The sequence below is a fragment of the Pseudomonas orientalis genome, from assembly GCF_001439815.1.
GTDB classification, from domain to species: Bacteria; Pseudomonadota; Gammaproteobacteria; order Pseudomonadales; family Pseudomonadaceae; genus Aquipseudomonas; species Aquipseudomonas orientalis.
Genome location: NZ_JYLM01000010.1, coordinates 64,669 through 79,890 on the forward strand (window position 1 = coordinate 64,669; position 15,222 = coordinate 79,890).

A 15,222-nucleotide genomic window follows, 5' to 3' on the forward strand; every position below is an offset into this window, starting at 1 on the left:
GCGCCGCAGCGAGAAACTGAAAATGGACGTTCGACAATTTGCCTTCCTGGCCCGCCAACCTTCTGCCGCGCTGAAGCCGCGAAACGCGTTCTTCGGTTTGCCCAAGCGCGGGCTGGCGCTGATCCTCGCCAACGCGCTGTTCTGGCAGCCGCTGCTGGCCCAGGCCGAGGGAATTGTGGTGAGTGCGCCGGGTACCACGGTGGGCGCGGCGGGCAACGGCGTGCCGGTGGTGAACATCGCCACGCCGAACGGCGCGGGCCTGTCCCATAACCAGTTCCAGCAGTACAACGTCGGCCCCAACGGCGTGATTCTCAACAACGCCAACGGCGCGCTGCAAAATACCCAACTGGGCGGGATCATCGTCGGCAACCCCAACCTCAAGGGCGGCGCGGCCAGCGTCATCCTCAACGAAGTCAACGGCGGCAGCGCCAGTCAGTTGCGCGGCTACACCGAAGTGGCGGGGCAGTCGGCCAAGGTCATCGTGGCCAACCCATACGGCGTGACCTGCGCCGGTTGCGGCTTCATCAACACGCCCAACGTCACCCTCACCACCGGCAAGCCTATCATCGATCCGACCGGCCAACTGAAAAGCTACCAGGTCGATGGCGGCGCGGTGACCATCGACGGCGAAGGCTTGAACGCCAGCAACGTCGACCGCTTCGACATCATCACCCGCTCGGCCAAGATCAACGCACAAATCAACGCCCGCGAACTCAACGTGATCGCTGGGCGCAACGACGTCGATGCACAAAGCCTGAAAACCACCGCCCGCGCCGATGACGGCAGCGCCAAACCCGAGCTGGCGATCGACTCGTCGGCCCTGGGTGGCATGTACGCCGGTGCGATCAAGCTGGTGGGCACCGAGGCCGGTGTGGGCGTGAAGCTCGACGGCACCCTGGCCGCCAGTGGCGGCGATATCCAGCTCGACGCCAACGGGCGCTTGAGCCTGGCCCAGACCGCTGCCAGCGGCGCAATCAATGTCAAAGCCGCCAGCCTTGACGCCCAGGGACCGATGTATGCCGGTACCGCCCTGGAGGTGCAAACCCAGGGCGATCTCACCAGTCGCAAAAGCCTGGCCGCACGCGACCGCATTGCCCTCTCAAGCGGCGGCACGCTGACCAACGCTGACATCATCGAAGCCGGCGTCAACGCCGATAACACCCGTAACACCACCGGTGATGTCAGCCTGCGCGGCCAGACCATCAACAACAACGGCGCCAGCGTGATCGCCAGCCGCAGCTTGAGCGTCGATTCCCCAGCCTTGAACAACCAGGGCGGCACCCTCAGCGCCCGGCAAAGCACCCGCGTCACGGCGGCTGCCCTCGATAACCGCAACAACGGACGAGTCCTCAGCAGCGCCGCGCTGGATATAAACGCCGGCGCGCTGCAGAACGGCCAGGGCGGATTGATCGCCAGTAACGGGCCACTGACTGCCACGCTGGGCACTGTGCAAAATACCGGCGGCGAAATCTCCAGCCTGGACACTGCCACGCTGACGGTGACCACCCTGGACAACGTCGCAGGCCTGGTCACGGCCGGCAACGCGTTGAGCCTCAACGCCGGCATGCTCGACAACCAGAACGGACGCGTCACCAGCCAGGGCGTTCTTCACCTTACCGGCAATCGCCTGGACAACCGCCAGAAAGGCCTGGTCGCCAGCACTAACGGCGTGCAGGTCGACATCGCCAGCATCGACAACCGCAGCGGCGAGCTGTCCAGCCGTGCGGGCGTGGCGGTGAACGGCACGCAACTGGATAACAGCGATGGCGGCCTGGTAGTGGCCGGCACTGGCCTGAACCTGAACGTCGATCAATTGCTCAACCGCAACCAGGGCCTGATCAGCAGCGAAGGGCTGCTCACCGTGACCACCGGCACCCTGGTCAACCGTGGTGGCGCGCTCTCCAGCGCCGGCCCGCTGAGCATCGTCGCCCGTGACGCGGTGGACAACCAGGGCGGGCGCCTGGTCACGGATGGCGCCCTGACCCTGACCAGCGCAAGTGTCGACAACAGCCAACAAGGCACCCTCAGCGCGCGTGATGCGCTGCGTATCGACACCCGCGACCTGAACAACCAGCAAGGCGGCCAGGTGACCAGCGCCACCGGCCTGACCCTTGAACTCAATCGCGGCCAATTCAACAACCAGGGCGGGCTGATCAACGGCCCGCTCTTGATGCTCAACAATCTCAAGGACGTCAATAACCAGGGCGGCGAGATTTCCAGCAGCCAGGCGTTCACCCTCACGGCCGACAACCTCGACAACAGCGGCGGTAAGGTGCTCGGCAACACCACCCTGGCCCTGCGCATCGGCCAGGCCCTGACCAACGTCAAGGGCATGATTGCCGCCGCTGCGGTGGACGCAAGCGCCGCCAGCCTGGACAACAGCGGCGGCACCCTCACCAGCCGTGGCGACACCCTGCTCAATGTGAGCGGCCCATTGACCAACCAGGCCCAGGGCCTGATCAACGCGGCCAACCTTCTGAGCATCAATACCGCGAGCCTGGATAACCAGGGCGGCTCCTTGCTGGGCAGCGCGATTGCCGTGGACTTCGGCAGTGCCACCGGCGACCTGAACAACACCGGAGGCCTGATCACCACCGCCGGCAACCTGAGCATCAATCACCTGCGCGACTTGAAGAACCAGGGCGGTGAACTCTCCAGCGCGCAGACCCTGACCCTCAGCGGTCGCACCCTCGACAACAGCGCGGGCAAGCTGATCAGCAATAACCTGCTGGTGCTCAACGCCGACGCACTGATCAACCAGAACGGGTTGATGTCCGGCTGGCAAGGCCTGAACGCGACTGCCGCAAGCCTGGACAACCGCAACGGCGGCACCTTGTCGAGCCGCTACGGCGACCTCAACGCCACGCTCACCGGCCGTCTGCTCAACAGCGGCGCGGGCGCGCTGGTCAGCCAGAAAGCGCTGACCGTCAGCGCCGCCGAGCTGGACAACAGCGACAAAGGCGTACTTTCAAGCGCCGCCGAACAAACCCTCAACGTCACCGGGCTGCTGAGCAACGCCAACGGTGGCGCCATCGACAGCGGCACGGCCTTGAACCTGACCGCGCAGAATCTGAACAATAGCGCCGGCTCTATCAACGGCGGCGCTGCCACTCGCCTGGACCTGCTGGCGACCCTGACCAACACCAACGGCAAGTTGGCCAGCGCCGGCCCATTACTGATCAGCCGTGCCGTGCAGATCGACAACCAGGGTGGGCAGATCGCCAGCCAAGGCTTGTTGACGCTGCTGACCGGCGGCCTGGATAACCGCAATCGCGGCACGCTGGCGGCCAACGCGCGCATGAGCATCACCGCCAGCGGCCTGGTGCAGAACGGCAACGACGGCTTGATCTACAGCCAGAACGCTGACCTCACGCTCAGCGCCAACCGTCTCGACAACGCCAGAGGCTCGGTGCAAAGCCAGGGCGCGCTGACCCTCGATGTGGTCGATGCGGTCGACAACCAGAGCGGCAAACTGCTCGCCCAGGCCGGCAATCTCAATGCCGGCGCAGCCAGCCTCGATAACCGTGGCGGCACCCTCGCCAGCCTCCAGGCCTTGCTGCAGACCAAAGTGGTGGGTGTGCTGCGCAACGGCTATGACCTCACCAACAATCGCCAGGGCGGCGTGATGCAGGGCCAGACCCTGGACCTGCAGGCCGGTGGCGTAGACAACTACGGCGGGCGCATTGCCGCCCAGGCCGGCGACGGCCTGGTCACCACCGGCAACTTCGACAACCGCAACGGCGGGCTCTATGCCAAAGGCCTGATGCGCGTGGTCGGCCACGATTTCGATAACAGCGGCGACAACGATGGCCAGATTGCCGCCCGCCAGATCGACCTGGACCTCAGCGGCGCGTTGAATAACCGACTGGGCATCATCGAAAGCGAATCCACCCTCAAGGTCCGCGCCGCCAGCCTGGACAACCAGACCGGCCGCCTGCGCGCACTGGGCAACAGCGGCACCACCGAGTTCGCCATTGGCGGGCTGTTCGACAACCGCAACGGCGTGCTGGAAACGGCCAACACCAACCTGACCCTGGACGCCGACCGCCTGCAGAACCTCGGCGGCAATGTGCTGCATGTGGGCACCGGCACCTTCGGCATCGCGCCGCGCAATCTCGATGATGTGGGCGGCAGCCTGGTCACCCGTGGCGACCTGACCATCGCCCAGGACACCTGGACCAACAGCAGCGTGATCCAGGCCGGGCAACTGACCGTCAACGTCAACAGCCTCGAACAGACCGCGACCGGCCAATTGCTCGGCGCCCGGCGCTTTATCGGCAGCGGTGGCAACTGGTCCACCAACGGCCTTATCGCCAGCGACGGCGACCTCGACCTGAGCTTGAGCGGCGCGCTGAACAGCAGCGGGCGCATCAGCAGCCTGGGCAAACTGAACCTGACCGCCGCCCAGGCCACCTTGAGTGACACCGCCAGCATCGCCGGCGGTGGCGTGACCCACGCCACCCTCAGCGGCACCCTGAACAACCGCGGCCGCCTGACCTCGGCCACCGACCTGCTGATTGACGCGGGCGCGCTCAACAACTACGCCACCCTCGGCAGCGGGCAAACGCTCACGGTCACCACCGGCGCATTGCTCAACGACCACGGCCTGATCTTCAGCGGCGCCGACATGGGCCTGCGCGTGGCGTCGCTGAACAACAGCTACGGCGACGTCTACAGCATGGGCAACCTGAGTGTCGATCGCGACGGCAAGGGCGGCCTGGCCGACAGCATTATCAACAGCTCATCGAGCATGCAGAGTGATGGTGACCTGACCCTCACCGCCGCCACAATCAAGAATGAACGTGCGGTACTGACCGTCAACGATGCGGGTGTCTACACCGCCTCCGCCACGGAAGGCACCTGCATCGAATACGTCAATGCCGGCGACTGCAAAGCAGGCGGCACCCCGCGCAACTACGTGTGGGAGTTGCTGACCCGCGACAAGCTGGAAGTGACCGCCGCCAGTGCCGGTTCGAGTATCACCGCCGGGCGCAACATGACCCTGGCGGGCGGCGACCTGCTCAACAGCAGCAGCTCGATCGCGGCCGGCGGTAACTTCACCGCGCGCCTGAACAACCTGGTCAACACCGGCATCGAAACCGGCGAGACCGAGACCTATCGTCTTTTCACGTCAGAGCGCACCAAGCACCCTGGACGCTGGTTCGATGCAGCCGCCGCACTCACCAATAAATACTGGTACAAAAGCGCCGGTTACAACCCCAATGACCTCGGCGGCCTTGAGGCCACGGTGGCCAACTTCGTCGGCATGATGGAGAGCGAGCGCACCCAGTTCGGCAAGGTCACCAAAATCGCCAGCGATGATCAGCGTTACGCTGCCGTGATTCAGGCTGGCGGCGCGGTGGACGTCAAGGCGCAGGCCGGTATCGACAACAGCGTGGTGCGCCTGGGTTACACCTACATCGGGGCGGGAGCAAAAACCACCACTGGCGCGACCGGCGCCAGTGGTGCCGACGGTTACTCGACCCGCGTCACCCTCAACGCGCAATTGCCTCCGGACCTGGCCCAGCAGCAGATCAACCCGCTGAGCTTGCCCGGCTTTACCTTGCCCAGCGGCCAGGGCGGCCTGTTCCGCCTCAGCGGCCAAAGCGCCAGCGCGCCGGCCAGTACCGGCCCGCAAGGCTGGACCCTGGGCGGCGGCAGCGTAGACCGAGCCCCGGTTTCCGGGCCGGTCGCACCCGCCGCCGGCACCTCGGCCGACGGTGTCACCATTAACCGCGTGCAAGGCCTGCCCGACAGCCAGTTCGTCTCCAACCCACAGAAATACCTGATCGAAACCAACCCGCAACTGACCAATCTCGGCCAGTTCCTCAGTTCCGATTACATGCTGTCCAAGCTCGGCTACGACCCCGACCAGGCGCAAAAACGCCTGGGCGACGGCCTCTATGAACAGCGCCTGATCCAGCAAGCGGTCATTGCCCGCACCGGCCAGCGCTTCATCGACGGCCAAACCAGCGACACGGCGATGTTCAAGTACCTGATGGACAACGCCATCGGCAGCCGTCAGGCGCTCAATTTGTCTGTGGGTGTAAGCCTCACCGCCGAACAAGTCGCGGCCCTGACCCACGACATCGTGTGGATGGAAAACGCCACCGTCGCCGGCCAGCAAGTGCTGGTGCCGGTGCTCTACCTGGCCCAGGCCAACAACCGCCTGGCGCCCAATGGCGCGTTGATCACCGGCAGCGACCTGAGCCTGGTCAGCGGCACAGACCTGACCAACGTCGGCACCCTGCGCGCCACCAATAACCTCGCCGCCAGCGCCGGGCGCAACATGGTCAACAGTGGCCTCATTGCAGCGGGCAACCGGCTCGACCTGCTGGCCGGCAACAGCCTCACCAACCGCGCCGGCGGCATCATCAGCGGGCGCGACGTCAGCGCCGCTGCGGTAAATGGCGATGTGCTCAACGAACGCACGGTCACCAGCCACCAGAGCAGCAGCGGCTACCGCACCGAACGCAGCGACTTCGTCGACAACGCTGCGCGCATCGAAGCCGCCAACAGCCTGACCCTGCAAGCCGGTCGCGACGTCAACAGCACCGGCGGTGTGCTCAAGAGCGGTACCGACACCCGTATCCAGGCCGGGCGTGACGTGAACCTCGTCACTGCCGAACAACGTAACGCCAATAGCGTCAGCACCTACTCACGCAGCAGCAACGTGACCCAGTACGGCACGGTGGTAGAAGCCGGGCGGGACTTCCAGATTGTGGCGGCACGGGACATCAGCGCCATCGGCAGCCAGTTGAATGCCACGCGTGATCTGGCGTTGGTGGCCAAGGGCAATGTGAACCTGGCTTCGGCGGCGAATGAACAGCATTCGGCGTTTAATTCCAAGAAGGTGACCAGCCAGGAAGACCATGTTCAGCAAGTGGGCACCTCCCTGGTGGCCGGCGAGAACCTCTCCCTCAGTGCCGGTAACGACCTCGTGGTCAGCGCCAGCCGTGCGAGTGCCGGCAAGGAAGCCTACCTGTACGCAGGCAATGACCTGGCGCTGAACGCCGCGCAAGACAGCGACTACAGCTACTACCGCAAGACCAAGACCAGCAACGGCTTGCTCTCCAGCAGCCAGAAGACGCGCATCGACAGCAGTAACCAGATTACCCAACGGGGTTCCTCCATCAGCGCCGACACGGTGGTCGTGCGTGCCGGTCGAGACATCGGCACAAGCGCCAGTGACGTGGTCTCCACCAACGCCACCAGCCTGATCGCCGGGCGTAATGTGGTGATCGACGGCGCGACGGAAACCTTCGAGCAAAGCCATTCGTCCTCGACCAAAAAATCGGGCTTGATGAGCAGCGGTGGCATCGGCGTCACCCTGGGCTCAAGCAGCAACAAAAACACCCTCACCAGCAGCACCGAAACCACCCGGGCCAGCAACGTCGGCAGTGTGCTGGGCAGCGTGGATATCCGGGCGGGCAAAGACCTCACCATCAAAGGCTCTGACGTGGTTGCCGGTAAAGACATCAGCCTGGTTGGGCAAAATGTCAGCATCCTGGCGTCCGAAAACAACAACCGCAGCGAACAGACGGCCAAAAGCAAAACCAGTGGTTTGACCCTGGCACTCTCCGGCACCGTGGGTAGCGCGGTGGACTCCGCTTACCGAACTGCCAAGCAAGCCAAAAGCGAGGACGACGGCCGCCTCTCGGCGCTGCAAGGTGTGAAGGCGGGTTTGACGGGGGTGCAGGCGTGGCAGGCGGCGCAGCAGAATGGAGGCATGACCGGCGCCAACGCTGGGCAGTTTGTAGGTATCAGCATCTCCCTGGGGTCGCAGAAGTCCGACTCCAAACAGACGCAGGAACAAACCCTCAGCCAGGGCAGCAACCTGACGGCGGGCAATAACCTCACCATCGTGGCGCAGGGGAATGGCACGCCGGTAGACGCCGGTGATATCCGCGTTCAGGGCAGCAAGCTCCAGGCCAGCAATGAAATGACGCTGGCTGCGGAGCGTGACATTCGCCTGGAGGCTGCGGCCAACAATCAAAAGCTCGATGGAAAAAACAGCAGCAGCGGTGGAGCGATTGGCATCAGTCTGGGCGTGGGTTCCGGAGAAAGTGGCCTGAGTATCTTCGCCAATGCGAACAAGGGCACCGGCAACGAGAAGGGCACCGGCACCACCTGGACGGAGACAACGCTGGACGCCGGCAAACAGGTCAGCCTGATCAGCGGACGAGACACTGCCCTCAAAGGCGCGCAAGTCAGCGCAGACAAAATCACCGCCACCGTGGGTCGCGACCTCACGCTGCAAAGCCTGCAGGACACCGATAACTACAAGTCCAAGCAGACGGATGTGAGTGGGGGCGTCAGCTTCGCCATCATCGGCACCGGTGGCAGTGCAAACCTGAGCATCAGTAAAAGCAAGATCGACTCCAAATACCAAAGTGTGCAGGAGCAAACCGGCCTGTTCGGCGGCAAGGGCGGCTACCAGATTGATGTGGGCAACCACACACAGCTCGATGGCAGCGTGATCGGCAGCACCGCAACAGCGGACAAAAACCGCCTGAGCACCGGTACGCTGGGATGGAGCGTTTTAAAGAACAAGGCTGAGTACACGAGCCAGTTGCAGAGCGCCAGTGTGAGCAGTGGCAGCGATGGCACCAACGCGTTCATCAGCAACATGCCCACCGGCAGCTTGATCGGATTCAATCACGGCGACAGCGACAGCGGCACCACGTCCTCGGCCATTTCCAACGGCACCCTCAACATCCGCGACCCTGCCAAACAGCAGCAGGACGTAGCAACGCTGAGTCACGATGTTGAACACGCCAACGGTGCCATCAGCCCTATCTTCGATAAGGAGAAAGAGCAGAAACGCCTGCGGCAGGTGCAGTTGATTGCGGATATTGGCACTCAGGCGGCGGATATCACACGCACTCAAGGTGCCATTAACGCGGCCAATGCTCAAAAAGATCCCGAAGCGGTAGCGGCTGCGCGCGACAAGCTTATCCGTGAGGGCAATACCCAGCCGACGGATAAAGAGATCGCTGCACAGGTGACCCGTACGGTGATGGAACCGTACGGAACGGGGGGCGATTATCAACGTGCCGCTCAAGCGGTGACGGCAGCTTTGCAAGGACTGGCAGGCGGGGACGTCGGTTCCGCCCTCGCGGGCGCGTCGGCGCCCTATCTGGCGAACCTCATCAAGCAGTCAGCGCAGGGCAACGATACCGCCCGAATCATGGCCCACGTGGTATTGGGTGCTGTAGTTGCACAGGCCCAAGGGAACTCGGCGGTTGCCGGTGCCGCAGGAGCTGGTACGGGGGAGTTGATTGCGGCGCAGTTGTATCCGGGTATTAAAACCGAGAATTTGAGCGAGAAGCAGAAACAGACCGTATCGGCGCTTTCGACATTGGCGTCGGGCTTGGCAGGCGGGCTTGCAGGAGGTGACCTGAGCGGTGCACTTGCCGGTGCAAAGGCTGGCAACAATGCCGTTGAGAACAACTCAGTGGCTGATATTGCCATTGCATTAACTGAGGGTAAGACGCTTGAACAAAAGGCTGAAGAGCGCATCAACGCTGAAAACGAGCACTACAAGGAGCAAAACTGTGCAGGACTGAGCGCAGAGGCGTGCTCGGCGCAAATGTATGCCGAGCGCCGTGAAAGCCTTGCTTATACGTTGGCGGGTGGTGCCGCTGTAGCCGCAACAGTGACAGGAGGCATGTTGCTTGGTCCAGCCCTGTTAAATGCCTGTGGGATGAACCCAGTAGCTTGTACCGAACTGACAATAGCAGCAGTAGAGGTGCCTTTTGGTGCCGCGATGGCTGGCGGTGGGGCTCTGGGCGTTGGTGGATTTGGTAGTCTTGGGAAGGAGGTCGCTGCTACTGCGGATGCTGCTGCGGCGGCGCGGAATGTTGAGACTGTAACAGGTGGCGCTCTTGGTCCAAAAGCAACTGGTGAAGTCGTGCCTGTTGTTACTTCTGGTACAACTCGGACAGGAGTTGTTCGTACAAATGCCGCAGACTGGAGAAAACTGCGTGATAACTGGGATGACCTTGGATATGGTCAAATCTTAAGTACTGAAAATCGGGCCGCGATTGCTAAAGGGAAGACTCCGACAGTTGACGATGCATGGGTTAAGGTTTTTCCTGAAGATGCAGGGCTAAAGGGCGAGAGAATTCCTATGCACCATGTTCAAGGTTCACCACTTACTGTGCCACTGCCTGATACACGGCATTTGGACGCGCATATGCCAGGAGGATTTAGATATAATCCAGGCGGTCCAGGGTCAGCTCTCCCCGCATACCCTCCGAAAAAAGGAGCAGAGTAATGCACTCCATACAGCTAAAGTTTGCAAAACAAAAGTTAATTTTTTACGTGGCTCAGGATTTGGACCAGACTATTAGATCTAATGTGGAGCAGCTCGTGAATGAGGTTGCTGCGTCAAGAATATGGAGCGTTACTCCGCCAAGCTATATTGACGAGATAGACGAAAATGGCGCGGAAGTAGTAGGTGGGATTTTGGAGATTTATTCGGCTTTGCCGCCAAACATACTTCCTATTGAGATGGACTCAAAAAACCTAGATGACGTAGAGGCGCTGGTAGGTGCCGTAAAAAAACTATCTGAAAAAGAAAATATTTCTTTTGAGTTCCAGTTGGATGCTACTTTTGTTGGCGCTATTGAGGACGGTGTTATTGATCGAGTTCTGATGGACGGTTTGCTTGTGCCGTGGCGAAATCACATCAAAGGTAAAAGCTGAGTTGGAGGAAATAGGGGGCAGACCCTGAGGGATCCCCACAAATTCACCCTAAGCTCTGCGCTTGATGGCGCACATCATCACGCAGAGCCCGCTCCAATATTTCCAAGTGTTCTCGTCCTCCAAAATCTGTGCAGCTTCGCCAGTATTCCAAGCCTAGTCGCCACAATGAGAGCACCCGCTTTTCTTTGATGCTGTTGCTTTGGTAGCGTCGCTCCAAGCCGCGTTCTCGTGCCTGCAGCCCCGTTAAAAACAGAAGGTAGTTGGCCAAAGCAGCAATCAACAACAACACCTCAATGCGCTTTGGACAGTGGCTTCGATGCAGATTCAGGCCTAATCCCAAGTGCTCACTTTTTACATCTCGAAAGCCTTCTTCGATCTGCATACGGCGCTTATAGATCGCCACTATTTTTGCTGGATTCCATTCGTCTTGCCTCAGATTGCTGGCAAGCAACCAGGGCTCCCGTTCACGCCTAGCTGACTGTCGGCTGAGCTTACTTTTGGCGATTGAGCCGTAAGCGTTCCGGGAATACACCTTGCGGCCTCTTACTCGAGGCGAGTGGATTCGTAGTCTGATACACAGACACTCGGTCATCGTCCGGCCTGCATTCCTTGAGGAAATAGGGGTCAGACCACGTTTTACGTTTTTTAGAGTTCAGTGGAGTTGCTCTTTAAAAATATGGTTTATTTTTTGGAAAAATAGCCGAAATAGGGGTCAGACCACGTTTTGCGTTTTTTAGAGTTCAGTGGAGTTGCTCTTTAAAAATATGGTTTATTTTTTGGAAAAATAGGGTAGACCACGGTTTAGCGTTTTTAGCGTTTGGTAGAGTTGCTCTTTCAAAGCATGATTTTTTTGTAATTATTTTATTTCGCCGGCCTATTGACCGACGGCTAAGCTGTAAGCTCTTATACAGTTAGAGGTTTATATGGCTCGCCGTCCCAGGGTTTTACTGCCGGATATCCCGTTGCATATTATTCAGCGGGGAAACAATCGAGCAGCGTGTTTTTATGCAGATAAAGACTATATTTTTTACATTGATACATTAGCCGAGCTTGCTGAGCTGTACGGTTGTAAAGTTCACGCATTGTGCTTGATGACAAATCATGTTCATTTATTGTTGACTCCCACCTGCTGCGCGGGGGCTAGCCTACTTATGAAGGGGCTGGGGCAGCGCTACGTTCAATATGTCAATCGAACATATCAACGAACGGGCACGTTGTGGGAAGGCCGTTTTCGCTCCTGTTTGGTTCAACAGGAAAACTATGTTTTAGCTTGCTATCGATATATCGAAATGAACCCGGTCAGAGCGGGTATGGTTGCTCATCCGGGCGACTATCGCTGGACCAGCTATAGAGCAAACGCACAGGGCGAGTTATCAGGCTTTATAAGCCCGCATGCAGTCTATAGCGAGTTAGGTAGCGGCGCCGCGCAACGAGCCGAAGCTTACCGGTCTATATTCATGGATCGGCTTTCACCTGAATTGATAGAACAAATTCGATCTTCTACGAACGGTAATTACGTTTTGGGGAATCAGAAGTTCGCGTCAGAGATTGCGCAGATATTAGAAGAATAGTGGTCTGACCCCTATTTTTCATACTCGAGCTGGTGGTGGAGATCTTTTTCAATGAAAAAAATTATTGATGAAAAGGTTTTTTCTCTTGGCCGTATGAGGTCTGGGAGATTGTATGCGGAGCTGACTTCTGATGTGGGCTGGGAAGGTTTCCCTAGTTATGCCGAAGAATTCGTTAAATTATTTTCTGGAAAGATTATTAGCAGAAGTGACTCTGTTGATACTAGAGTTTGGGGGGTGATTATAGAAGACCTGCTCCTGCGATTGGTTTATGAAGATTTTCCTGTGATGATTAGTTTGGAATCGCAAAGTGAGGAGGGGGATCGACTTATGGAGAAATTAAAAGAGATTTCTATTAAGGGGGAATAGGAGTCAGACTACGATTTTGCGTTTTTTAGAGTTCAGCAGATTTGTTCTTTAAAAATATGATTTATTTTTTGTGGAAGAACAGTGGTGCGACCCCTATTTCCCTCTCTCTTTAAAAATTGGCTTTTTTATTTTCATTTGCTTGACGTTTTTTAAGCAGGGCGGTTATAAAGGTCAATGTGGTCTGACCCCTATTTCACTGATGTGGTCTGACCCCTATTTCACTGTATGAGAAGACAGGCGGAAATCTGCCCGCTCAGATGACCTTGTACGTTGATCGACAAACATGTGGTACTTGCAAACAGTATCTACCTGAATTAATGCATGAGATGAAGATTGATACTGTAAATGTAGTAATGAAAAAATGGTCAAAGAGTAACTATTGACTCTAGAGCTCGTTAGAGGTTGGAATGTCTGAATTCAAATGTATTTTTCTAGATCATGATGTCGATGAAAATCCAGACTTGCAGTTTTATGTTGACTTTTTTTTAAATTATCAAACTTCGAAGTGGCAGAAAGGGTGTGGCGATGGGGTTTTTAGCTTTGTCAGTGACAAAGGCGACCGGTCTGAGCTGGCCGTTTTGGAGAACAAAGACCTCGGCATTTCTGTCAGGTATAACTTCAGGGCTGCTGGTGAACGCAGAGGGGCTGAATATTACTCAGTAGGCGATCAACAAAAAATGAATCAGGTTGAAGATTTTGGGGAAGACCAATTTGTTCCTGCTGGCTCTTTTATACAGCCGAAAATAGCATGGTTAGCGGTTGAAGATTTTTTTAAAAATCCTCTAGTTAAATCACATCGAATAGAGTGGTTAAACTCTGAAGATATTTCTTGGCCAAACAACTGATAATATGGTGCTGGGGAATAGGGGGCAGACCCTAAGGAATCCCCACAAATTCACCCTAAGCTCTGCGCTTGATGGCGCACCTCATCACGCAGAGCCCGTTCCAATATTCCAAGTGTCCTCGGCCTCCAAAGTCTGTGCAGCTTCGCCAGTATTCCAAGCCTAGTCGCCACAATGAGAGCACTCGCTTTTCTTTGATACTGTTGCTTTGGTAGCGTCGTTCCAAACCGCTTTCTCCGGCAACAGGCATTTCCCCGTGTGGAAGGCGATGCCTGCCGAGTTATGAATGTAGATCCAACGAGGCAATCAGTTAACCAATGACTCTGCGTTTAGAAAAGATTGAGAAAGGCCTTGTACAAAAGCTTAGGTTGGTTAATGAGGAGCAGCGAGCAAATGCTGTAAAAGTTGCTTGCCTACTCGCTTTTCAGGCCTGTCCAGTAGAGGAGTCTATCGTTGTCGAGTGTCTCAGGCGGTTACGATCTGGTCATAAAATTACAAATAATCAGGTTTCTGAGTTAAATGCTTTAGCTGCACAGTTGGATGATAAGTATTTTGAATCGCAAGACAGCTTAGACGAAGGGCAAAAGTTAAACGTAGAGGGCCTTCAGCTGTTTGGCCAAGCTCGCGCTGTATCGGCGCTGTCCTTAGCTGGTGGAGAGGACTCGCTTACGGCAGCGACCGAAGCAATATATGAGGCATTTTCTGCCGTTGATGACGCGACTCATATTTTCAAAGCAGTGCTTTCGGTTTTACAAGAGTCTTAATTAGAAGGTGTTTTTTGCTTATGCCGATATCCGGAGCACTCTTGGACCGGTATTTTCAGTTACTGTTACACCTTACATTTACTCATGCTGTAAGCGTATGCTCGGCGCACCCTCTGGTGTTAAACAAGTCCCCATCCATGCTGCTCGGCAGTTTTGCAATTTTTGCTCTTTCTGGTACATCGGGATGCGCAGAGCCCACATTCAAAGCCCTGCTCTAGAGACGGCTTTCGGACATTTAGGCATACAAAAATTTTCCAATCACAGCGTGATATCTAACCCAAGGAGTTGTTCTTGAACATCCGATTACTTGCCCTTTTTTCTACGCTGTTGCTCAGCGGCTGTGGTTCTACTAATCACAAACTGCCTCTACAAGAGCAGTCCTACGATCAGGCAACCTCCGCAAGGATCCGTCTTTACGGAAACAACGGATTGCCCGCCGCAATCAATCCAGGGCAAGACTGCGCTTCGAGCAAAGAACCTATTTATGCCTACGGCGATACCCTTGCAGATAAGTTCAACTCCACCCTGGGCAAACACACCATACGCAGTATAGGAATGCCGGCGTCATGGAGGAGCGATCATCTGAGCTATGGCGAGTCGTACTCAGAGTTTGTTATCCCCGCAGGCGCCCCCTCTGTGGTCGTGATGAAAATGGTCACCGACCAATTCAGGTGTGTGCCCGCTCCTCAAGTATTTACTCCTGAGGCAGGTAAGGATTATGAGGCATACCTGGACCGGCATGACTGGAGATGCGGCGGGGTGATTCGACTGCTCTCCGGTTTAGAGACGCCCAGCCCTGTCGCAGAAGTCCCATCGACTAGTTGCGCAAAACAATAGATATCCTCCCTGAGTTTCGGCCGCTTCTCCCGAACTCAGGTAGGCCCCCACCGACTCGGCAGCAACTGATCAATCCCACTCGCCCGCTGCGCCAACGCTATTCAAACCAACCCCACCCCCAAATTCCGATAA

At 57.5% G+C, this 15,222-nt stretch carries 7 protein-coding genes and 1 pseudogene; 7 read left to right on the forward strand and 1 reads right to left on the reverse strand.

The annotated features are described in order from the left end of the window. Nucleotides 1–22: 22 nt before the first annotated feature. A complete protein-coding gene (locus TU82_RS21970) occupies nucleotides 23–10,279 on the forward strand; it encodes a hemagglutinin repeat-containing protein (protein ID WP_057725483.1) in 10,257 nt (3,418 codons plus the stop codon). Continuing rightward, nucleotides 10,279–10,710: a hypothetical protein gene (locus TU82_RS21975; protein WP_057725326.1), complete on the forward strand. Its 432-nt coding sequence runs from the start codon at nucleotides 10,279–10,281 to the stop codon at nucleotides 10,708–10,710. Before TU82_RS21970 ends, TU82_RS21975 begins: the two co-directional genes overlap by 1 nt. A 43-nt stretch (nucleotides 10,711–10,753) precedes the next feature. On the opposite strand, the pseudogene TU82_RS21980 reads toward TU82_RS21975, so the two are convergent. Continuing rightward, nucleotides 10,754–11,254, reverse strand: a pseudogene (locus TU82_RS21980) (transposase); the annotation flags it as partial. Nucleotides 11,255–11,633: 379 nt separating this feature from the next. On the opposite strand from TU82_RS21980, the gene TU82_RS28205 reads away from it, so the two are divergent. The 5 genes from TU82_RS28205 (at nucleotide 11,634) to TU82_RS28740 (ending at nucleotide 15,090) form a co-directional block, all read left to right on the forward strand. After that, nucleotides 11,634–12,281, forward strand: coding sequence for a transposase (locus TU82_RS28205; protein WP_082632059.1), 648 nt, complete (start codon nucleotides 11,634–11,636; stop codon nucleotides 12,279–12,281). Between the two features lie 51 nt (nucleotides 12,282–12,332). Beyond that, the gene (locus tag TU82_RS21985) at nucleotides 12,333–12,647 is read left to right on the forward strand and encodes a DUF3630 family protein (protein WP_057725327.1); all 315 of its coding nucleotides are present in this window, start codon (nucleotides 12,333–12,335) and stop codon (nucleotides 12,645–12,647) included. Nucleotides 12,648–13,054: 407 nt separating this feature from the next. Then, nucleotides 13,055–13,492, forward strand: coding sequence for a hypothetical protein (locus TU82_RS21990; RefSeq protein WP_057725328.1), 438 nt, complete (start codon nucleotides 13,055–13,057; stop codon nucleotides 13,490–13,492). Between the two features lie 314 nt (nucleotides 13,493–13,806). Continuing rightward, on the forward strand, nucleotides 13,807–14,253 hold the full coding sequence (locus TU82_RS21995; RefSeq protein WP_057725329.1) for a hypothetical protein: 447 nt from the start codon (nucleotides 13,807–13,809) through the stop codon (nucleotides 14,251–14,253). Between the two features lie 291 nt (nucleotides 14,254–14,544). Continuing rightward, on the forward strand, nucleotides 14,545–15,090 hold the full coding sequence (locus tag TU82_RS28740; protein WP_156421684.1) for a hypothetical protein: 546 nt from the start codon (nucleotides 14,545–14,547) through the stop codon (nucleotides 15,088–15,090). Nucleotides 15,091–15,222: the final 132 nt, after the last annotated feature.

Excerpts from the sequence above, each read along its gene's own strand:
- TU82_RS21985 (WP_057725327.1), top strand. The coding sequence starts at position 12,333 with ATGAAAAAAATTATTGATGAAAAGGTTTTTTCTCTTGGCCGTATGAGG.
- TU82_RS21970 (WP_057725483.1), top strand. The coding sequence starts at position 23 with ATGGACGTTCGACAATTTGCCTTCCTGGCCCGCCAACCTTCTGCCGCG.
- TU82_RS28205 (WP_082632059.1), top strand. The coding sequence starts at position 11,634 with ATGGCTCGCCGTCCCAGGGTTTTACTGCCGGATATCCCGTTGCATATT.
- TU82_RS21995 (WP_057725329.1), top strand. The coding sequence starts at position 13,807 with ATGACTCTGCGTTTAGAAAAGATTGAGAAAGGCCTTGTACAAAAGCTT.
- TU82_RS21990 (WP_057725328.1), top strand. The coding sequence starts at position 13,055 with ATGTCTGAATTCAAATGTATTTTTCTAGATCATGATGTCGATGAAAAT.
- TU82_RS21975 (WP_057725326.1), top strand. The coding sequence starts at position 10,279 with ATGCACTCCATACAGCTAAAGTTTGCAAAACAAAAGTTAATTTTTTAC.